Genomic DNA, 18,595 nt, shown 5'->3' on the forward strand with positions numbered 1-18,595 from the left:
GCACGAAAGACGACGTGATGAGTGATGTCCTGTCAATGCCGGTCGCGGCGGCCGAGGAGTTTCTCGCGGATCTGTTCGAGCGCGCCGGTCTTCCATTGCTGGCGTCCAGGCAGATGGCATGTGCGCTGGTCGATGCCGATGTCGCCGGTCTGCCGTCGCATGGTCTGTCGCAGGCTGAGATGTATATCCGCCGGCTTCGCCTTGGCAGCGTGTCCTCCGCGGTAGCGCCTGTGGTCGTCGAAAGTCGCGCGGCAATAGCTGTGCTGGATGCGCAGGGCATGTTCGGCCATCTGGCGGGTGACGCGGCCATGCAGATAGCCATCGAGCGCAGCAAAGAGACGGGCGTCGGTGTCGTGGCCGTTCGCAACAGTTTTCACTTCGGCGCGGCGGCCCGGTATACACGTCAGGCAAGCGCCCGTGATTGCATCGGCATCGCCATGTGCAACACAAAGCCGATGATGCCGGCACCGGGCGGCCTCGAGAAACTGGTCGGCAACAATCCGCTCTCGATCGCTCTTCCGGTGTCCGACGGGCCCGAATTTGTGCTGGACATGGCGCTGAGTGAAGCAGCGCTCGGCAAGATCCGCGTCTATGAGCGGGAAGGGAAGCCGCTTCCGCCGACATGGGCTGTCGACCGCAACGGCCAGCCCACGACGGATGCCAAGGCGGCGATCGACGGCATGCTGTTGCCGTCAGGCGGCGCGAAGGGCTTCGGCCTGTCGCTGGCGATCAATCTTATGTGCAGCCTGTTGTCGCAGGGGCCTGGTGGTGACGAGGTTGCGCCGCTCTATGGCGATCTCTCGAAGCCGTTTCTGTGCTCACTGCTGTTTCTGGCAATCGATATCGAACACTTCCGGCCGGCCGAAGGCTTCCGCAATGAGGCGTCCGCCGAGCTCGCGAAAATTCGCGGGTCGCGCGCACAGGTGCCGCCACGTACGCCGGGTGAACGCAGCTGGACGAAGCGCCAGAACGATGGCGGCCGGATCGATATTCCGCGCGCATTGTCCGCGACGTTGAACGCGCTCGCAGAGGAAATCGGATCGCCGGAACGTCTGCCGTCTTAACGGCACGCGCTGCCAAAAAGCATCACCGCAAAAACTGAAATGAGATCGGCCGTCATGTCGACGGCCGCAGAACGGACAGGAGCACGGGCGATGCAGGCGCCGCGTCAAAAAATCTTCATTACTTGTGCCGTCACCGGCAATCTGACGACTCCGGAACAGACACCGCATCTGCCGATCACGCCGGCGGAGATCGCCGAGGCCTGTCTCGGGGCGGCCGAGGCCGGCGCCGCGATCGTGCATATCCATGTGAGGGACCCTTCCACCGGGAAGCCTTCGATGGAGCTCGCTTACTACCAGGACGTCGTTGAACGGATACGCGCGAAAAACACTCAGCTGATCCTCAACATCACCACCGGGCCTGGCGGCCGTTTCGTTCCATCCACGGACCAGCCGCGCGTCGCAGCGGCGGGAACGACGCTGATCGCACCTGAAAAACGTGTCGAGCATATCGCGGCGCTCCGCCCGGATATCTGTACCCTCGATCTCAACACCATGAATTCGGGCAGGGAAGTCGTCATCAATACGCCCGGCAATGTCAGGCGAATGGCGAAGGTGATCCGCGAAGTCGGGGTCAAGCCGGAGATCGAGCTGTTCGATTCCGGCGATATCGCTCTGATGAATGATCTGCTGAGGGACAACACCCTCGACGGGCCCGTACTCTGCTCGTTCGTCATGGGTGTTCGCTACGGCTTCCAGCCAAGTCCCGAGACGGTCATCTACGCCCGCAACATGTTGCCGCCGGATGCTCAGTTCACCGCAATCGGCATCGGCAAGACGTCATTCCACAATGTCGCGCAATCCTATCTGTGCGGCGGACACGTTCGCGTGGGTCTGGAAGACGCCGTCTATCTGTCGCGCGGACAGCTCGCGCCGTCGAACGCGGCCATGGTGGAGAAGGCCCGTCGCATCGTCGAGGAACTCGGCGGAGCGATCGCATCGCCACGCGAGGCGCGCGAGATCATTGGCCTTCCTACCCGCCTTGCGGAACACTGAGAGGACTGACGGGATGACGCGTCTTAACGTGGCTGTCGGTCGGACGGTCCTCAAGAATCCGCTGATCGCGGGATCAGCCGAGCACCATATCGACCCTGAAGGCGTCCGGCGCGCGCTGCGCGCCGGCGTCGGCGCGGTGGTGGTCAAGTCCGTCAACGAATCCGAGCGTGGTCGTGACCAGTTGCAGCGCGCGGAGTATATGTTGCTCGACAGCGAGTGGCGCGAAATGGCGTGGACGCCGGATGCGCCTGACACGGCATTCATCGCCTGTCGCTCCGGCCTGACGCCGCAGAGCTTCGATGCGTGGCTCGATCAGACGGTCCAGCTCGACCGCGAGGCCAAACTGGTCGACTCCTATGCGGTCGCAAGCCTGATCGTTGCGGATGTCGCGCGGACGGTCGAAATGGCCAGGCAGGTTGAGCAGGCGGGCGTGCGCGTCCTCGAGCTGAATATCGGCACACCCTATGCCAGCCAGGCAAAAGGCGTGGTGTCCACCGAACTCGATCCCGAGCGGGTGTCCATGATCGTGTCGGCGGTACGGGAGGCGATCGGCATCCCGCTATGGGTCAAGATCACCGGACAGAGCGAACGTGTACCGGATCTGGCCGACGCCGCATTTCGCGCAGGCGGCGAAACCGTGGTCATGGCCGGACGGCTGCTCGGCTTCGTACCGGATGTCGAGACGATGCAGCCCTTTCTGGGAACAACGCTAGGCGTCGGTGGATACTGGAATCTGCCGCTGACATGTCACTGGCTGGCGGTGTCGCGGCAACAGCTTGGCGGCGACAAGCCTTTGATTGCGACCAACGGCGCGCGCTCGGGTCTTGATGTCGCGCGCATGATGCTCGCGGGCGCCAGCGCGGTGGAAATGGCATCGGCCGTGATGCTGCGCGGCGCGGCTGTGTTGTCATCGGCGCTGGATGAACTCGACGCTTACCTGCGCGGCAAGCAGATGACCGCAGCCGAACTGGTCGGCAGGGCTGCAGACCAGCGCAAGACATTCGCCGACATGCCGCTACGTACCGACAACTGGAGAAAATACATTGCCGATCAGCTTTAACGCGGGCGCGCAGTCCGCGCGCTGCGCTTGACGGGCGGTGGCTGATGCGCGCGGCCGTGCCCGAGCTTGTGCGAGATCTGGCGTGCTGCCTCGATGAGCTGGGCGACGTCGGATGGCCGTGTCTTCTCGGGCAGGACCTGGATCGATGCCACGATGGCGATCGAGGCGATGCAGGCATCCTGAGCGTCGAAGATCGGCGCGGCCACTGCATTCATTCCGATCAAGCTTTGCTCGGGGGCGGTGGCAAATCCAAGACGCACGATATCCAAATATTCCTGCTCGAGCTTGCGGACGGACACGACGGTCTTGTCGGTGAAGCGCTGCAGGGGCTGCGCGAGGACGCGCGCCTTCATGGGGCTGGGGGCAAAAGCGAGCAGGACCTTTCCCTGCGCCGACGCATGGAAGGTCAATTCGCTGCCCGGCCGGACGCCAAGTTCAATCGCTGCCGTCCCCGACAGCTTGTGCAGGATCAATGCGCCGCGCGGCGTCATTTCGGAGAGCACGACGAAATGACCAAGCGCATCACGCAACTGCCGCATCGGTCCTTCCGCGAGCTGGATGAGATCCGCATCCGGCGCATGCCGGGCGAGTAACCGGCCCTTCGGGCCGATGCTGTAGCGCGAGGTGCTGGAATTCTGCGTGAGATACCCGCGGTCGACCAGCGTCTGCAGATGCCGATGCACCGATCCTTTCGTCATGCCCAGACGGTCGGCGATCTGCGTCACGCCCAATTCATCGTCCGAGAATGCAACAGCTTCCAGTACGTCGATGGCCAGTTGCACGGAGTGGACGCCGGTTGATGCTGAATCGCTCATCGTTTCTCAATTTCGGGTTCGCCTGTGCTGAACAACGTAGCGAACTGGAATGCAAGTGCAATGTGATTGATGCGTGGAGGTTCGCGATCGTGGTCCCAGAAACTATTGACATGACGTCGCCTCGACCAGTATCTTAAAATGAAACGACGTTCCGCTGTCGCGAACGTCAATGAAGTCGACGGTCGTCAAGGCCGTCGGGATAAAATGCGGTGAGGGAATGACAGAGATAACTGACACCAAGGTCGAGGCGCGCATCGACGCGTTGCTGAAAGGCGCGATTGATCCGCATGTGCATAGCGGGCCGTCCATTGCGCCGCGCGGCATCGACCACGTCACGTTACTTCGGCAGGCCTCGCAGGCGGGTTTTGCTGCGGTCGTCACCAAGGATCACGACTACAGCGGCGTCATGACGGCCGAGCTGATCCGGCAGCACTTTCCTGAGCTGAAAACAAAAATCTATTCCAGCATCGTGCTCAATAATGTGGTGGGAGGCCTCAATCCCTATGCAGTCGAACACACCGCTGCGCTGGGTGGCAGGATTGTCTGGCTTCCGACGCTGGCTGCCGCAAACCATCTGCGATGGCAGGCATCGGCCAATTGGGTTCATCCCGCATCCACCGATCGGATGCGACCGGTCACCGCCATTCCCGTCCTCAACGGCGACAAGTCGGTGCGCGACGACATGAAGGAAATTATCGACATCGTCGCGCGCAACGACATGGTGCTGGCCAGTGGCCACCTGCATGTCAGCGAGACCTGGGTGATTTTCGAAGAGGCGCAGCGCCGGGGCGTCAAGCGCCTGGTGTTCACTCATCCCGAGGACATCGTCGATGCGTCGTTAAACGACGTCAAAGGCATCGCAGCGATGGGGGCCTTCGTCGAACACTCGCTCTGCATGTTCCTTGACGGCTGCAAGTTCAAGAGCCGCGAGGCCGAGGACCTGCGCGACCAGATCGAGGCCGCGGGCGTGGAGCAGACGATGCTGTGCTCGGACCTCGGCCAGACCGGGACCTTCAGCCCGCTCGATGGCTTCCGCCGCGGCATCAGGCTCTGCATGGATCTGGGCTACCACGATGATCAGATCCGCAAGATGGTCTCCGGCAACACCGCGCGCGCGCTGGGTATCGAAGCGGACGTAGCCGCGGCGCGGGCGAGTTAGCTTTCCGGACAAGGCACAATCTCAGGCCGGCGCATTGTGAAACGCCGGCTCCCAAAATTGACATCAAGGGAGATTCCACATGTACGACACCACTGATCCGAGGGCCAAGCTTGCGCCTGCAGCGACAAGCGCAGCGCCTGCAGGTCCTTTCGGCCAGGCGGAATATCTCCGGTTCTATGACGAGCCGCCGCAGGAGGATGGACCGTCAGGCAAGAGCTGGTATGGGCGCGGTCAGAACTTCTTGCTCGTGCATACGGAAGGAAAGGCGGGCGGCGTGCTGGCGCGCGAGGAGCAGCCGGACGAATATGCCGTCCTGTTGTCCGATCCCAAGGTGGTCGTGGAGATCACCACGGCGGATGGCACGCAGCGCGTCAATGGTCGGTCCCTGGCGTTTGTGCCGCCTGGACGGTCCAGCATCAAGATCATCGAAGCCGGCAAGATCGTTCGCATCTTCACCACGCGGTCGGAGGATCTTGCAGCGAAATGCGCCAATGCGGCCTCCTATGTCACGGCCAAGCCTTACGTCGCACCGCTGGAACCGTGGCCGGCGCCGAAAGACGGCTTTCGTCTGCGCGTCTACAGCCTCGACGTGCCGCCGGAGCCGGGCCGCTTCGGTCGCATCTGGCGCTGCACGACCATTATGGTGAACTACCTCGACGGCTATAACGGCCCCCGCGATCCCAGCAAACTGTCGCCGCACCATCACGACGACTTCGAGCAGTGCTCGCTCGCGGTGGAAGGGGAGTTCATTCACCATCTGCGCTGGCCATGGACGATCAACAAGAAGAACTGGCGCAAGGACGATCATGAACTGTGCAAGACGCCGTCCATCGCCGTCATTCCGCCGCCCTCGATTCACACCACCGAGGCCTGTGGAAGTGATTTCAACCAGCTCGTCGACATCTTCTGTCCGCCGCGGCTCGACTTTTCGCAGAAGCCAGGCTGGATCCTGAACGCCGACGAATATCCGATGCCGTAACCGGCAGCCCACCCAGCAACGGCAACAGGACTATTAAAGATGACAACTGCTTCCACATTCCGGCAGCGCATGCTTGGCGGCGAGAAACTGGTCGGCACGTTTCTCAAGACACCGACCGGTCATGGCACGGAAATCCTCGGCGAGATCGGTTACGACTTCGTCGTGATCGATCAGGAGCACGGGCCATTCGATCGCACCAGCAGCGACATCGCGCTGATGGCTGCACGGGCAACTGACACGCCGGCGCTGGTTCGGGTGCCGGGACCGGAGGCCATTCTCTCGGTGCTCGATTGCGGCGCGACCGGCGTTTTGGTCCCTCATGTAAAAAACGCGGCCTATGCGCGCGAAGTTGCGGCGATGTTGCGCTATCGCGGCGGTAGCCGCGGCTTTGCGACCAGCACGCGCGCAGGCCGCTATTCCGGCATACCGATGTGGCGGCACATTGCGGATGCGGATGCCCGGATGGTGTTCGTGGCCCAGATCGAAGATCCGGTGGCGCTGGACGAGATTGATGCCATCGCAGCCGTGGACGGCGTCGACTCGCTGTTTATCGGGCGCGGTGACCTGACCGCGGCCTTCGGCGATGAATCGAAGGACCCGCCCGATGTGTTGCGCGCAGTCGAACGGATCTCGGAGGCCGCACGCAAGGCCAACAAGCCAATCAGCGTCTATGTCGGCAATGCGAGCGAGGCGGCGTGGCTGAATTCGCTCGGCGCCAGCGTCTTCGTGCTCTCCTCGGATCAGGGTTTCCTGCGCCAGGCGGCGACCGCCGGCCTGCGCGATGTCCGGGACAAGGTCGGATGAGCACACACTAGACCAATCAATCTGCAATCAGCGTTCAAGCTGAGAAAAACAGACAGGGGACGGAAACATGAGACCACGCAAGGCGTTAATTTGCGCCACGCTGTTCGCGCTCACGCTGGCAATGCCGGCGTCTGCGCAGCAGACGATCAAGATCGGATCGTCGCTGGGGTTGACGGGATACGGGTCGGCGACCGACGGTCACTGGCGCGACGGGATGCAGATCGCCGTTGAGGCGGTCAATGCGCAAGGCGGTGTGCTCGGCAAGAAGCTAGAACTCGTGATCGAGGACAACAAGTCGACGCCGCAGCAGGCCGTGGTCGTCTATCGCAAGATGATGTCGGACGACAAGGTCGCAGCCTTTGACAGCGGTTGCATCTCGGCCGGTAACTTCGCCGCTGCGAGCTTCGTCTCCAGAGCCAAGCTGCCGATGTTCCTCTGCTCGATTCTGCCGCGCCAGCCGGATGAGCAGAAATGGGCTTTTCAATTCCTGCCGCCACCCAAATTCGAGGTGGATGCGCGCTATCAGTATCTCAAGGACAAGACCGATATCCGTAAGGTCGGAATTCTTTCCGATCCGAGCCCATACAGCCTGCTGATGCGCGGTCTGGCGGAAAAGGGCGCCGAGGAATTCGGACTGACCGTCGTGGCCAACGAATCCTACCAGCAGGATGACGCCGACTTCAGCGTCCAGATCGGACGCATCAATGCGGCTGGCGCCGGCGCTATCATCATGCTGGGGCAGGGCAATGCGGTGGTCACCGTCGCCAACAACATCCGCAGCCTCGGGCTGACCAAGATGCTGATGCTGGGCAGCATCAATGAGCTCGATATCCTGCTCTCGGCGGGCAAGGTGCTTGGCGACCAGTATCTGGTCCCGTCACCGCTTATTCAGGTGGCGGCCGATGACATCAGCGTCATCACGGACCCTGCCGCACGCGCCGCCGCCGAGCCGTTCGTCAAGGCGATGAAAGCCAAGTTTGGCAAGTCTGACAACGCGCAGGCGTCACGCGCCTGGGACTCCATCATGATGATGACCGCCGCCATGAAGAAGGCGAACTCGACGGACGGGACGGCGGTGCGCGATGCCTTCGAGAAACTCGGCCATTACGACGGTGCGGGTGCCTCCTACGACTTCAGCGCCGAGAACCACATCGGCATCACCAGGAATCCTTATGTGATCGCGTCCGTGAAGGACGGCGTTCTGGTTCTCAGGAAATGACGGCGACAACGGACATCACCCCGCTAATCGCGGTGCGCGATCTGACGGCGCGCTACGGTCATATCGAAGCGCTGCGGTCGACCGCGCTCCATGTGGCGCCGGGCGAGTTCGTCACCATTCTGGGGCCGAACGGGGCGGGCAAGACCACCTTGCTGCGTGCCATCACGCGATTGATCGCCAGCACCGGCCAGATCGTGTTCAACGGGCGGGACGTTACCCATCTGCGCACCCATGAGCTGGCGGGGCTCGGCATCATCATGGTGCAGGAAGGACGCGGGCTGTTCGGCGATATGAGCGTGCGGGAGAATCTGCAACTGGGCGCTTACAAACTGTCCGGACCGCAGGCCCACAGCGAGCGGCAGTTAGAGAAGGTTTTCTCCCTGTTTCCGCGGCTGCGCGAACGCATCGACCAGACTGCGTCGTCCATGTCGGGCGGCGAGCAGCAGATGCTGGCTGTCGGCCGCGCATTGATGGCGGATCCGAAGCTGCTCATTCTCGACGAGCCGTCGCTTGGCTTGGCGCCGCGCGTCGCCTCCGAAATTCTGTCGACGCTCGGTGCTCTCAACAAGGAGGGCCTCGGTATTCTGCTGGTCGAGCAGAAAGCACCGCTGGCGCTCAAGCTCGCCCAGCGCGTTTATATTCTTGCCTCTGGAAGCGTTCGGGCCGAGTTGCCGACACAGGAGATTGAATCGCATCATGACCTCGCTCGCTATTACTTCACCTAAGCCGGCTGCACGTCTGGATCGTTTCTCCCTGGGCCTGCTCGGCACCGGAGCGCTGCTGTTCGTCGCCGTCCTTATTTATGGCGGCTACCTGCTGACGGTGATGCAGCTCGCGATGATCTACGGCATCTTTTGCCTCGGATTGAATTTCTTCATGGGCTATACGGGCCAGGCATCCTTCGGTCAGAACGCCTTTGCCTGTATCGGCGGCTACGGCAGCGCCATTCTCTGTGTGCAGTATAATTGGGAGCCTGCGCTCGCCCTCATTGCCTCGATGGGCGTTGCGGGAATAGCCGCGCTCGTGATCGGTTATCCGACGCTACGCTTGCGCGGCCACTATCTCGCGATGGCGACCTTCGCGCTGGGCCTCATCACCTATGACATCTCGGTGCAGTGGACCAGCCTGACCCAGGGCTATATGGGCTATGCCGGCATTCCACCGCTCGGCATCGGCAGCCTGACCATCGAGGATGAACGGCTGAAGCTACTCTGTCTCGGGGGGCTGCTGCTCGTCGGATTCTGGATCTCGCAGCGTCTGCGCGATTCCCGTTTTGGCCGCGGATTGCGCGCCATTTCGGGAAGCGAGAACGGAGCCGCTGCGCTCGGCATTCGCATTTCGCGCTTCAAGCTCATCGCCTTCGTCATCGCCGGATTGTATGCGTCGGCCGCCGGATCGCTGTTTGCGCATACGGTCGGCTTCATCAGTCCCGAAGTGTTTGGTCCGCAGATGGTCATCGTGACCTTCACGATGCTTTATGTCGGCGGCGTCGGCACCCTGATCGGTCCGGTTGTCGGTGCCATCGTTGCATCTTTGCTGCCGGAAATCTTCCGCAGTACCGGCCGCTTCCAGGACATCGCCTATGCGCTGGTGCTGCTGCTCATGCTGATCTATGCGCCCAAGGGGCTCTCGGCCCTTGGAGCCCTGTTTCGCCCGCGCAAAGACAAAGGGGAGGCGTGACCATGGCTCTCCTCAAGGTCAAAGGTCTGACCAAGCGTTTCGGCGGGCTGCTCGCCAATAACGAAATCGATCTCGAAGTGCCCCAGGGCAGTCTCTTCGCGGTGATTGGTCCGAACGGTGCGGGCAAGACCACGTTCTTCAGCATGATCTCCGGCTTCCTCAATTCGACCTCGGGAAGCATCGCGTTCGATGGCCGCGACACCACGCGCATACGCCAGGATCAGATCGCTGCCATGGGGCTGATCCGGACGTTTCAGCTCGTGCAGTTGTTCAAGGGGATGTCCGTTGCCGAGAATGTCGAGGTCGGTTGCCACCTCGCCACCCGGGGCGGCGTCGCCGCGGCGCTGCTGCGACCGTCATGGTTTTGCCGGCAGGAAGCCGAGGTTCATGAACGGGCGCGCGAACTGCTCGATTTCGTCGGGCTCGGCGCGCAGGCTGATCTCGATGCCGAGCTGCTGCCCTATGGCCAGCAACGTCTGCTCGAAGTCGCGCGCGCGTTGGCATCCAGGCCGCGATTGCTGCTGCTCGACGAGCCGGCCGCTGGTCTCAATACGCAGGAGACCGATGGGCTCGCGCATATCATCCAGAAGATCAATCGCCAGGGCACCACCGTGCTGCTGATCGAGCATGATGTCGGTCTGGTCACGCGGATCGCGCACCGGATCGCCGTGCTCGATTTTGGCCGGAAGATTGCCGAAGGCACGCCCGACGAAATCAAAGTTCATCCCGAAGTCATTGCCGCCTATCTCGGCGTAGAGGAGGCAACACATGCCTAGCGCAGTCGAACTCGTTCAGAGCCTGGTCAACGGCGTCGGTATCGGACTGATCTACGGACTGGTCGCAATCGGATTTTGCGTCATCTACAATGCCAGCGGCATCGTCAATTTCGCGCAGGGCGTGTTCGTCATGCTCGGTGGCATGTTCGCACATACGCTGCTGACGCAATTCGGCTTGCCGATCTATGTCTCGGCGGTGCTCTCCACGATCCTGGTTGCGGGCATTGGCGTGCTGGTCCAGATCGCCATCATCAATCCGATGTGGCGTCGTAAGGCGCCCTTGTTCGCGATTATTCTCGCGACTCTGGCCATCCAGCTTCTGATCGAACAGGTCGTCATTCTCACTCTGGGCGATCAGCCGCGGACCTATCCGGAATTCACCCCCGGCGGGCCGCTGAAGATTGGGCCGATAGCGATCGGTTATCAGCTATTCTGGGTGCTCGGATGCGGCGCCTTGATGGTATTCGCACTGACGCAGTTCTTCAACCGCACGTGGATGGGCCGGGCATTGCGAGCCTGTTCGCAAAATCGCGAGGCGGCGGCACTGCTGGGCATTCCCGTCGAGCGCATGCTGATCGTGTCCTTCGCGCTGAGCGCGGCGCTCGGCGCAGCCGCCGGCATTCTCATCACGCCGACGCAATATACGGCCTACAGCGTCGGCGGTCCGTTCGGCATCAATGGTTTCATCGCGGCGATCATCGGTGGCTTCGGGAGTGCGCCTGCGGCGCTGGTCGGCGGCATTTTCCTTGGTGTCATCCAGTCCGGCGCCATCGTGTTTTTCGGCGCCGGTTTCAAGAACATCGTGGCGCTGACGGTGCTGCTCATCGTCCTTCTGTTCTTCCCGAGCGGTTTGTTCGCCGGCAGGGCGAAGAGCGCCTGATCTGAGGCAGATGCCGATGAGAGTATCGCGATGAATGTCCTGATGGTCTATGCGCATCCGGAGCCGACGTCCTTCACCGCAGCCTTGAAGGATGCCGGCGTCGCGACGTTGCGGCAGGCCGGCCACACGGTTGTGGTGTCCGATCTATATGCCGAGCAATTCGATCCGGTCGCCGGACGGCACGACTTCAATGCAGTGGCGGATGCGGAGCGGTTTCACTACCAGACCGAACAGGCCCATGCGCACGGCGCTGGCGGTTTCGCGGCCGATCTCGTGCGTGAGCAGCAGCGATTTCGCGACGCTGATCTTGTCGTCTGGCTCTACCCGATCTGGTGGGGCGGCATGCCCGCCATTCTGAAAGGCTGGTTCGACCGTGTCCTTGCCTTTGGCTTCGCCTATGCTGATGGCCGCCGCTTTGCCAGCGGCTTCTTTCCCGAGAAGCGCGGGCTACTATGCCTCAGCACCGGCGGCACCCGGCAACGGTTCTCGGCTGGCGATGCTTGTGGCGATATCCAGACCGTGCTGTGGCCGGCACAGCGCCTGATGATCGAGTATCTCGGCATGACAGCTCTTGAACCGTTCGTCGCTTACGCAGCGCCGCGTGTCGATGCCGAAGGCCGAGAAGTCTATCTGCGGCAATGGAGCATGCGGCTGCAGCAGGCCGTCGAAGACATGGCGTCGCATGCCAGCATCGCAGCAGTCACTTCCACCGCAACAGGTAGGTCATGAGCACCAGCGACCAAGGGCGGCCCGACCGGGATTCGTTGCGCGACAAGGTCGTACTGGTCACAGGCGGCTCGCGCGGGATGGGAGCTGCGATCGCACGGCGTTTTGCCGGCGCGGGCAGTCGCGTGGCGATTGGCTATCGCAATGAATCCGCAGCAGCGCATGCGGTGCTCGGTGATATCGCCGAGTTGGGAGCGCAAGGCATCGGTGTTGCCGGTGACATTTCCAATCCCGACGATGCACGGGCGATGGTCTCACAGGTCGTCGAGCGGTTCGGGCATCTCGACATTCTGGTAAATTGCGCCGGTATCGCGGAATATCGGCCGTTCGAGGCGGTTGATTCTGAGCTGTTTCGCGCCACTTTCGATACCAATGTCCTTGGCACGATCGCGGTCATTCAGGCGGCGCTCCCGCATCTGACGGCGCCGGGAGGGCGCATCATCAATTTTTCCTCCGCGCTCGCGACCCGGCCGATCCCGACCACCTCGATCTATGCGGCCTCCAAGGCGGCGGTGGCCGCGCTGTCGCATGCGCTCGCCAAGGAATTCGGCCCGCGCGGGATCACAGTCAACACAATCGCGCCTGGTGTGATCGAGACCGACATGACCACGCAGATCCTGGCCGAGCGCGGCGCAGGGATCGCGGCGATGACGCCGCTCGGTCGCATCGGGCAGACCGACGATATCGCCGGTGTCGCGCTGTTTCTGGCATCGCCGGAGGCGAAATGGCTTACCGGGCGGACGATCATCGCCGATGGCGGCGTGAGCTGACAGGGCGCATCGAACAGCAGCCCACATCCGCTGCGCGATCAAATGACGCAGGCTCGACAATAACGGCGGCATTCATACGCCGACCATGTCGGACGCGCCGCTCTGCACATCCGACGATATCACCGCGTGTGCGTGAGCCGCGGCACGCGCCCCATTTTGCGGAGCGACTCACTAAAGCGATCGCCTGCAATGTCGCAGCGAGGCGATACGAGCTCGGTTGGCGAGCTCGCGATCATCGTTCCCGACGTGCCGTGCGCATGCGTTTTGATAGTTGTTCGCGAAGACGAAACGACGCCCTTCATTTGTGCGTCAATGCAACGCGAATGACACACTCCGTTCATCATCGGTCAGGAATTCGTCGCCGTCGTTGACAGGTCGATCCCCCCATCAATATCTTACATCAAAACAGTGTTACGCCCTCGCGAACATCAAATGCGAGCCGGCGATGCGCGGCCAAGTAAGATTTAACTGAGGAAACGAAGGCAATTCGGAGGGCTATAATGACGACGACTATCAAGACTCTTGTTCTCGGCTCGGCTGCAGGGATTCTCGCGATCGGCGGTGCACATGCAGCCGATCTGCCGGTGAAGGCCAAGGCGGTCGAATATGTGAAGATCTGCTCACTTTACGGCGCGGGCTTCTATTACATCCCGGGCACCGACACCTGCATCAAGATCGGCGGTGCACTTCGCATCGATACCGCGTTCAATGCCGCGAGCAATTATGACGTGCCGTACTGGTTCGGCGGTGCTGGCGGCAACAATCTCTACACAAAAGATTACTTCAACACCAAGCCGCGGCTGACGCTGACCACCGATACGCGCACGGCGACCGAATATGGTCTGCTTCGCACATTCTCCAACATTCATTTCGACTTCGCGCAGGGACGTGAAAGCATCGCCGGCGGCTTCGTCGAGGTGGACTTCGCATTCATCCAGTTCGGAGGTTTCACCTTCGGTAAGGCCGTCTCGCAGTTCGACCCGCAATGGGCGCTCGCCAAGCCGACCATTGCCTCCGGTTTCTTCGCGGGCTCCAACAACGCGACTGGCATCCCGCAGCTGGCCTATACGGCGTCGTTCGGCAACGGCGTCTCCGGCACCATCTCGCTCGAGAATGCCTCGCCCTATCGCAATGCCGGCTTGTGGAATGTGAACACGTTCATCGTGGCGCCCGGTGCCTCGCAGTTCACCGGTGCATTCTACGGTTCGTCATCGAATACGTTCCTCGGTAATGCCGCGGGCGGCAACCATATGCCGGACGTTGTCGGCAACCTGCGCCTCGATCAGACATGGGGCACGCTGCATTTCGCCGCAGCCCTGCATCAGGCGACAGCTCAATACTACACCAATGAACCCTCGGGCCACCCTGACGATGCCTACGGCTTCGCCGTGAGTGGTGCTGTCGAGTTCAAGAACCTGCCCACCGGCGCGGGCGACAGCCTCAAGCTGGAAGCCTCCTACGCCAAGGGCGCCGCGAAATATGTCTTCGCGGGCACCGTCGATACGCTCGGCGGCGGGCGGTTCGCCAAGTTCGATGGCAACACGGTCGGCTTCGGCTACGTTCTCGATGGCGTCTATGCGCCCGGCGGTCAGATCGTGCAGAGCTCGGCCTGGGAAGTCAGCGGCTTCTTCGAGCATTACTGGAACCCGGCGTGGCGCACCTCTCTGTTCGCCAATTACAGCTACATCTCCTATGGCGACGCGGGTAACGCTCTGCTGGCAGGAGCCTTCGCCTCGACAACGCGGGGCTTCGGCACCAGTTCGTCCTCGGCAGCGGCTTCGTCCGCCGGCGTTCTGTCCGGGACCACCAACAACTTCGACTTTGCCACCACGCAGGTCGGCACCAGAACAGCTTGGACGCCCGTTCAGAATCTGACGCTCTCGGCGGAATTCATCTACAGCCGCCTGGATCAGAGCCTGGGTGGCACCTACACCGGCAACGTCGTCGGCAAGCCTGCCGGCACATCTTACGCCATCCGCGATCAGAACCTCTACAACGGCGCGGTTCAGATCCTGCGGTCGTTCTGAGCCTGATCGACCACCGCATCGGTGTTGAAAACAAGGCCCCCCGGCAGACATGCCGGGGGACTGTTCATGTAGGAGCGTGAGCAAGCCGTGCCGTACAGCGGAACGGCGGCACATTCCGCAACCGCGATGGCGGTTTGATTGTAGGACATCGAACAGGGAAAGCGCTGCGTAAGACGGCGCCGAACAAGCGGGCACAGCCTGCACATAAAATCGGAGGAAACATGCGTGCATTGTTAGCTGGCCTATGCGGTCTCGTGCTCGCCCTGACGCCCATCCACAGTGTTGTCGCGCAAGGGTGGCCGGAGCGGACGGTCACCATGATCGTGCCGTTTCCCGCAGGATCCGCCGTCGATACGCTCGCGCGCGCCGTTGGTCAGGCGCTGAGCGAGGCGCTCGGCAAGCAGTTCATTGTCGACAATCGTGCGGGGGCAGGCGGCAGCATTGGTGGTGCCGCCGTGGCCAAGGCGAGCGCTGACGGTTACACGCTCCTGTTCGGCACGCCTGCGCCGATTGCGCTCAACAAGCTGATGTATAAGGGGATGACCTATGATTCCGAAAAGGATTTCACGCCGGTCGTTCTCGTCGCCAAGTCTCCGCTCATTGTGACGACGCGCGCCGAATTTCCGGCGAAGACGTTCGAGGAGCTGATCGCTTATGCGAAGCAGAACCCCGACAAGGTCAATGTGGGACATCCTGGCAACGGCACGCTCGGACACATCACGTCGGAACTGGTGCAGAGGTCCGTCGGCGTCAAGATGACCAACGTGCCGTATCGGGGTACATCGCCACTGATGACGGATTTGCTCGGCGGTCAGATCGATGTCGCCATCGACTTCATGCCGACCTATGTGCCGCTGGTCACCTCTGGAAAAATTCAGGCGCTTGCCGTCACGACCAGCCAGCGTGCCGCGCAACTGCCGGCCGTGCCGACAGTGCAGGAGACGGGCTTCAAGGGCTTCGAGGCATCCGCGTGGTACGCCATGGTCGCGCCGACCGGAACGTCGCCCGAGATCGTCAACAAGTTGAACAGCATCGTGAACAGCTTTCTTCAGAGTGAAAAGGGGAAGGCCATTCTCGGGCAGAACGCATTGCTGGGCGTCGGCGGATCGCCGGATGATCTCAAGGCATTCGTCGCAGCCGAACTCGCCAAGTGGCGGCCGGTGATCGAGGCGGCAAAGATTGCAATGTAGCAAGGACGAGGCCGGCACGGCGCAGTGTAGCATTGTCCTCCTTGCGCTGAGTGCAGGCACGTCGACTAATGGTCGGGAGTAATCAAGTGACTGACGAGATCCGCATCGATGTTCCCGCATTATCGACTCCCGCCGTGGCGCTCGTCACCGGCGGCAACAGCGGGATCGGCAAGGCGACGGCGGCGCGCCTTGCCGCCGGCGGATCGGCTGTCGTGGTCGGCTACAACAGCCGCAAGGAACTGGCGGAAGATGTCGTGAGCGGGCTGCGGGGCGCTCGACATCTCGCTCTGCGCATCGCAATCGACGATCCATCCTCCATCGCCGAAGCCGCGGCACGGGTGGAGAAGGAGTATGGCCGGCTCGATGCGCTGGTCAATTGTGGAGGCGCCACGACGCCTGTGCCCGCCAACGATCTCGACGCGCTGACCGACGAAATCTTCGACCGCACCGTGACCATCAACCTGCGGGGGCCTTTTGCCATGGTGCGCGCTTTCCGTCCGTTACTGGAACGCGGCAGCTGCGCTTCTATCGTGAACATTTCGTCCATCGCGGCCCGCACCGGGCTGGGAAGCAGTCTTGCTTATCTGTCCGCCAAAGCGGGTGTCGACGCGCTGACGATTGCGCTCGCGAAAGTGCTTGCACCCAAAATCCGCGTGTTTTCCATCTCGCCGGCCGGCGTAGATACGGATTTCGTCGCTGGCCGGACGCGGGAACAATTGCAGCGGGTCGCTGAGAAACTCCCGCTTGCCCGCATCACGACACCCGACGATGTCGCAAGAGCGGTGATGGCCTGCATCGTCAACCTGACGAGCTCGACAGGGATCGTCGTGCCCGTGGACGAGGGCAGGCATCTCTAAGCACGCGGCGACGGGAGTTGCAGCGAGACAGCGACGGCGGGGCGGCGAGCCCCGGAAATAATGGCTACGCCTCGTATGGGCGTCACGGGTGGAGAAGATGGACAAGCTGAAGTTCTATATCGACGGTGCCTGGGTGGATCCCGCCGCATCGTCAACTCTTGAAATTTTCAATCCCGCGACGGAGGAGGCCTTCGCGCGGATCAGCCTGGGCTCCCGTCAGGATGTAGACCGGGCTGCGCAGGCGGCTCGCCGCGCCTTCGCGACATATTCGGAAGTGAGCGTGAAAGACCGCCTCGCCTATCTTCAAAAGATCATCGAAGGTTTCAGGGCACGTCTGCCGGAACTGGCGCGGATGATGACGCTGGAGATGGGATCGCCGATCACCTTTGCGACAGAACGCCAGGCGACCGTTGCGCTGTTTCATTTCGAGGAAGCTGCGCGCGTGCTTGCGGACTACAGGTTCGAAGAATCGATGGGAGGCGGGGTCGTTCGCCGCGAGCCGATCGGTGTCTGCGGCCTGATCACGCCGTGGAACTGGCCGTTGAACCAGGTGGCTTCGAAGGTCGCGCCAGCGCTGGCCGCCGGCTGCACGGTCATTCTCAAGCCGAGTGAGATCGCACCGCTGAGCTCCATGCTGTTCGCCGAGATCGTGCACAATGCCGGCCTTCCAGCGGGTGTGTTCAATGTGGTGAACGGTGATGGTCCGACGGTGGGCGAGGCAATCGCGGCGCATCCCGAGATCGACATGGTATCATTCACCGGATCGACAACGGCCGGCATCCGGGTGGCCAAGCTGGCGGCGGACTCGGTCAAGCGCGTCGCGCAGGAGCTGGGCGGCAAATCAGCCAATATCATCCTTCCGGATGCCGATCTGAAAGCTGCTGTGATACAGGGCGTACACGCCTGCTACACGAATGCGGGCCAGAACTGCCAGTCTCCCACGCGCATGCTGATCCCGCGCGCGCTGCGCGATGCAGCCTTCGCCGCTGCAAGCGAGGCCGTTAGCAGCATCCGTCTCGGCGATCCGCTCGATCCGGCGTCCACCATGGGGCCTTTGGTGAGCCAGGCACAGTTCGGGAAAGTGCAAGACCTGATCCAGTCCGGCATCGACGAGGGCGCGACTCTGGTCGCGGGTGGAACGGGGCGGCCGGCGGGACTCAATCGCGGATATTACGTTCGCCCCACGGTGTTCGGCGACGTGACGTCGCAGATGAGAATCGCGCGTGAGGAGGTGTTCGGGCCCGTGCTGTCCATCATGAGCTATGACAGCGAGGACGAGGCCATCGAGATTGCCAATGATACGCTGTTCGGACTGGCGGGCTTCGTGCAATCGCGTGACCGCAACCGAGCGCGTACCGTCGCCAATCGCATCCGCGCAGGGCGTGTTTACCTCAACGGCGCTGCATTCGACCGCAGCCTTCCATTCGGAGGATACAAGCAGTCCGGCAATGGGCGCGAGTTCGGGGTTTTCGGCTTCGAGGAATATCTGGAGGTCAAGGCGATCGTTGGGTAGCGAAGCCGGCTTCGCGCTCAAAACACGATAGCGGTTCGCCGCAACTAGTCCGCCACGAGGCTGTCATAGCTCTCGCGGCGCCG

General features: G+C 62.1%; 18 protein-coding genes. 17 read left to right on the forward strand and 1 reads right to left on the reverse strand.

The window, feature by feature from the left end; genetic code table 11:
• Nucleotides 1-17: 17 nt before the first annotated feature.
• The 3 genes from AB8A33_RS04735 to AB8A33_RS04745 all read left to right on the forward strand — a co-directional run bounded on the left by AB8A33_RS04735 (nucleotide 18) and on the right by AB8A33_RS04745 (nucleotide 3,117).
• On the forward strand, nucleotides 18-1,064 hold the full coding sequence (locus tag AB8A33_RS04735; protein WP_439091691.1) for an Ldh family oxidoreductase: 1,047 nt from the start codon (nucleotides 18-20) through the stop codon (nucleotides 1,062-1,064).
• Nucleotides 1,065-1,154: 90 nt separating this feature from the next.
• Nucleotides 1,155-2,057: a 3-keto-5-aminohexanoate cleavage protein gene (locus AB8A33_RS04740; protein WP_439091693.1), complete on the forward strand. Its 903-nt coding sequence runs from the start codon at nucleotides 1,155-1,157 to the stop codon at nucleotides 2,055-2,057.
• Between the two features lie 13 nt (nucleotides 2,058-2,070).
• Nucleotides 2,071-3,117, forward strand: a complete 1,047-nt coding sequence (locus AB8A33_RS04745) for a tRNA-dihydrouridine synthase (RefSeq protein ID WP_439091695.1) — start codon at nucleotides 2,071-2,073, stop codon at nucleotides 3,115-3,117.
• Here the strand turns inward: AB8A33_RS04745 and AB8A33_RS04750 are convergent.
• Nucleotides 3,114-3,932, reverse strand: coding sequence for an IclR family transcriptional regulator (locus tag AB8A33_RS04750; protein WP_439091697.1), 819 nt, complete (start codon nucleotides 3,930-3,932; stop codon nucleotides 3,114-3,116). The genes AB8A33_RS04745 and AB8A33_RS04750 overlap by 4 nt on opposite strands.
• A gap of 217 nt (nucleotides 3,933-4,149) precedes the next feature.
• Between AB8A33_RS04750 and AB8A33_RS04755 the strand changes: the two genes are divergently transcribed.
• From AB8A33_RS04755 to AB8A33_RS04820, 14 genes are all read left to right on the forward strand, one after another.
• The gene (locus AB8A33_RS04755; protein ID WP_439091699.1) at nucleotides 4,150-5,091 is read left to right on the forward strand and encodes a DUF6282 family protein; all 942 of its coding nucleotides are present in this window, start codon (nucleotides 4,150-4,152) and stop codon (nucleotides 5,089-5,091) included.
• 79 nt (nucleotides 5,092-5,170) lie between these two features.
• Nucleotides 5,171-6,070, forward strand: a complete 900-nt coding sequence (locus AB8A33_RS04760) for a hypothetical protein (RefSeq protein ID WP_439091701.1) — start codon at nucleotides 5,171-5,173, stop codon at nucleotides 6,068-6,070.
• Nucleotides 6,071-6,109: 39 nt separating this feature from the next.
• Nucleotides 6,110-6,874 carry an HpcH/HpaI aldolase family protein gene (locus tag AB8A33_RS04765; RefSeq protein WP_439091703.1) on the forward strand — a complete coding sequence of 255 codons (765 nt, stop codon included), beginning with the start codon at nucleotides 6,110-6,112 and terminating at the stop codon, nucleotides 6,872-6,874.
• Nucleotides 6,875-6,941: 67 nt separating this feature from the next.
• The gene (locus AB8A33_RS04770) at nucleotides 6,942-8,093 is read left to right on the forward strand and encodes an ABC transporter substrate-binding protein (protein WP_439091705.1); all 1,152 of its coding nucleotides are present in this window, start codon (nucleotides 6,942-6,944) and stop codon (nucleotides 8,091-8,093) included.
• Nucleotides 8,090-8,818, forward strand: a complete 729-nt coding sequence (locus AB8A33_RS04775) for an ABC transporter ATP-binding protein (RefSeq protein WP_439091707.1) — start codon at nucleotides 8,090-8,092, stop codon at nucleotides 8,816-8,818. The genes AB8A33_RS04770 and AB8A33_RS04775 overlap by 4 nt, the downstream gene beginning before the upstream one ends.
• Complete coding sequence (locus tag AB8A33_RS04780) at nucleotides 8,790-9,773, forward strand: branched-chain amino acid ABC transporter permease (protein WP_439091709.1); 984 nt, start codon at nucleotides 8,790-8,792, stop codon at nucleotides 9,771-9,773. The genes AB8A33_RS04775 and AB8A33_RS04780 overlap by 29 nt, the downstream gene beginning before the upstream one ends.
• Nucleotides 9,774-9,775: 2 nt before the next feature.
• Nucleotides 9,776-10,549: an ABC transporter ATP-binding protein gene (locus tag AB8A33_RS04785; protein WP_439091711.1), complete on the forward strand. Its 774-nt coding sequence runs from the start codon at nucleotides 9,776-9,778 to the stop codon at nucleotides 10,547-10,549.
• On the forward strand, nucleotides 10,542-11,429 hold the full coding sequence (locus AB8A33_RS04790) for a branched-chain amino acid ABC transporter permease (protein WP_439091713.1): 888 nt from the start codon (nucleotides 10,542-10,544) through the stop codon (nucleotides 11,427-11,429). The genes AB8A33_RS04785 and AB8A33_RS04790 overlap by 8 nt, the downstream gene beginning before the upstream one ends.
• Nucleotides 11,430-11,459: 30 nt before the next feature.
• Nucleotides 11,460-12,158: an NAD(P)H-dependent oxidoreductase gene (locus AB8A33_RS04795; protein ID WP_439091715.1), complete on the forward strand. Its 699-nt coding sequence runs from the start codon at nucleotides 11,460-11,462 to the stop codon at nucleotides 12,156-12,158.
• Complete coding sequence (locus AB8A33_RS04800; RefSeq protein WP_439091717.1) at nucleotides 12,155-12,925, forward strand: SDR family NAD(P)-dependent oxidoreductase; 771 nt, start codon at nucleotides 12,155-12,157, stop codon at nucleotides 12,923-12,925. The genes AB8A33_RS04795 and AB8A33_RS04800 overlap by 4 nt, the downstream gene beginning before the upstream one ends.
• 500 nt (nucleotides 12,926-13,425) lie before the next feature.
• Nucleotides 13,426-14,952, forward strand: coding sequence for a porin (locus AB8A33_RS04805; RefSeq protein ID WP_439091719.1), 1,527 nt, complete (start codon nucleotides 13,426-13,428; stop codon nucleotides 14,950-14,952).
• 221 nt (nucleotides 14,953-15,173) lie between these two features.
• Nucleotides 15,174-16,142, forward strand: a complete 969-nt coding sequence (locus AB8A33_RS04810) for a Bug family tripartite tricarboxylate transporter substrate binding protein (RefSeq protein ID WP_439091721.1) — start codon at nucleotides 15,174-15,176, stop codon at nucleotides 16,140-16,142.
• Nucleotides 16,143-16,228: 86 nt separating this feature from the next.
• Entirely contained in the window at nucleotides 16,229-16,999 is a 771-nt protein-coding gene (locus AB8A33_RS04815) for an SDR family NAD(P)-dependent oxidoreductase (RefSeq protein WP_439091723.1), read from the forward strand.
• A gap of 97 nt (nucleotides 17,000-17,096) precedes the next feature.
• Nucleotides 17,097-18,512, forward strand: coding sequence for an aldehyde dehydrogenase family protein (locus tag AB8A33_RS04820; RefSeq protein ID WP_439091725.1), 1,416 nt, complete (start codon nucleotides 17,097-17,099; stop codon nucleotides 18,510-18,512).
• Nucleotides 18,513-18,595 lie beyond the last annotated feature (83 nt).

The sequence above is a fragment of the Tardiphaga sp. 813_E8_N1_3 genome, assembly GCF_051811025.1.
Classification (GTDB): Bacteria; Pseudomonadota; Alphaproteobacteria; order Rhizobiales; family Xanthobacteraceae; genus Tardiphaga.

Bases quoted from the DNA above. Each gene is read 5' to 3' on its own strand.
- AB8A33_RS04765 (WP_439091703.1), top strand. From the start codon at position 6,110: ATGACAACTGCTTCCACATTCCGGCAGCGCATGCTTGGCGGCGAGAAA.
- AB8A33_RS04775 (WP_439091707.1), top strand. From the start codon at position 8,090: ATGACGGCGACAACGGACATCACCCCGCTAATCGCGGTGCGCGATCTG.
- AB8A33_RS04750 (WP_439091697.1), bottom strand. From the start codon at position 3,932: ATGAGCGATTCAGCATCAACCGGCGTCCACTCCGTGCAACTGGCCATC.
- AB8A33_RS04790 (WP_439091713.1), top strand. From the start codon at position 10,542: ATGCCTAGCGCAGTCGAACTCGTTCAGAGCCTGGTCAACGGCGTCGGT.
- AB8A33_RS04780 (WP_439091709.1), top strand. From the start codon at position 8,790: ATGACCTCGCTCGCTATTACTTCACCTAAGCCGGCTGCACGTCTGGAT.
- AB8A33_RS04820 (WP_439091725.1), top strand. From the start codon at position 17,097: ATGGACAAGCTGAAGTTCTATATCGACGGTGCCTGGGTGGATCCCGCC.
- AB8A33_RS04755 (WP_439091699.1), top strand. From the start codon at position 4,150: ATGACAGAGATAACTGACACCAAGGTCGAGGCGCGCATCGACGCGTTG.
- AB8A33_RS04760 (WP_439091701.1), top strand. From the start codon at position 5,171: ATGTACGACACCACTGATCCGAGGGCCAAGCTTGCGCCTGCAGCGACA.
- AB8A33_RS04735 (WP_439091691.1), top strand. From the start codon at position 18: ATGAGTGATGTCCTGTCAATGCCGGTCGCGGCGGCCGAGGAGTTTCTC.
- AB8A33_RS04795 (WP_439091715.1), top strand. From the start codon at position 11,460: ATGAATGTCCTGATGGTCTATGCGCATCCGGAGCCGACGTCCTTCACC.
- AB8A33_RS04785 (WP_439091711.1), top strand. From the start codon at position 9,776: ATGGCTCTCCTCAAGGTCAAAGGTCTGACCAAGCGTTTCGGCGGGCTG.
- AB8A33_RS04810 (WP_439091721.1), top strand. From the start codon at position 15,174: ATGCGTGCATTGTTAGCTGGCCTATGCGGTCTCGTGCTCGCCCTGACG.
- AB8A33_RS04800 (WP_439091717.1), top strand. From the start codon at position 12,155: ATGAGCACCAGCGACCAAGGGCGGCCCGACCGGGATTCGTTGCGCGAC.
- AB8A33_RS04745 (WP_439091695.1), top strand. From the start codon at position 2,071: ATGACGCGTCTTAACGTGGCTGTCGGTCGGACGGTCCTCAAGAATCCG.
- AB8A33_RS04770 (WP_439091705.1), top strand. From the start codon at position 6,942: ATGAGACCACGCAAGGCGTTAATTTGCGCCACGCTGTTCGCGCTCACG.
- AB8A33_RS04740 (WP_439091693.1), top strand. From the start codon at position 1,155: ATGCAGGCGCCGCGTCAAAAAATCTTCATTACTTGTGCCGTCACCGGC.
- AB8A33_RS04805 (WP_439091719.1), top strand. From the start codon at position 13,426: ATGACGACGACTATCAAGACTCTTGTTCTCGGCTCGGCTGCAGGGATT.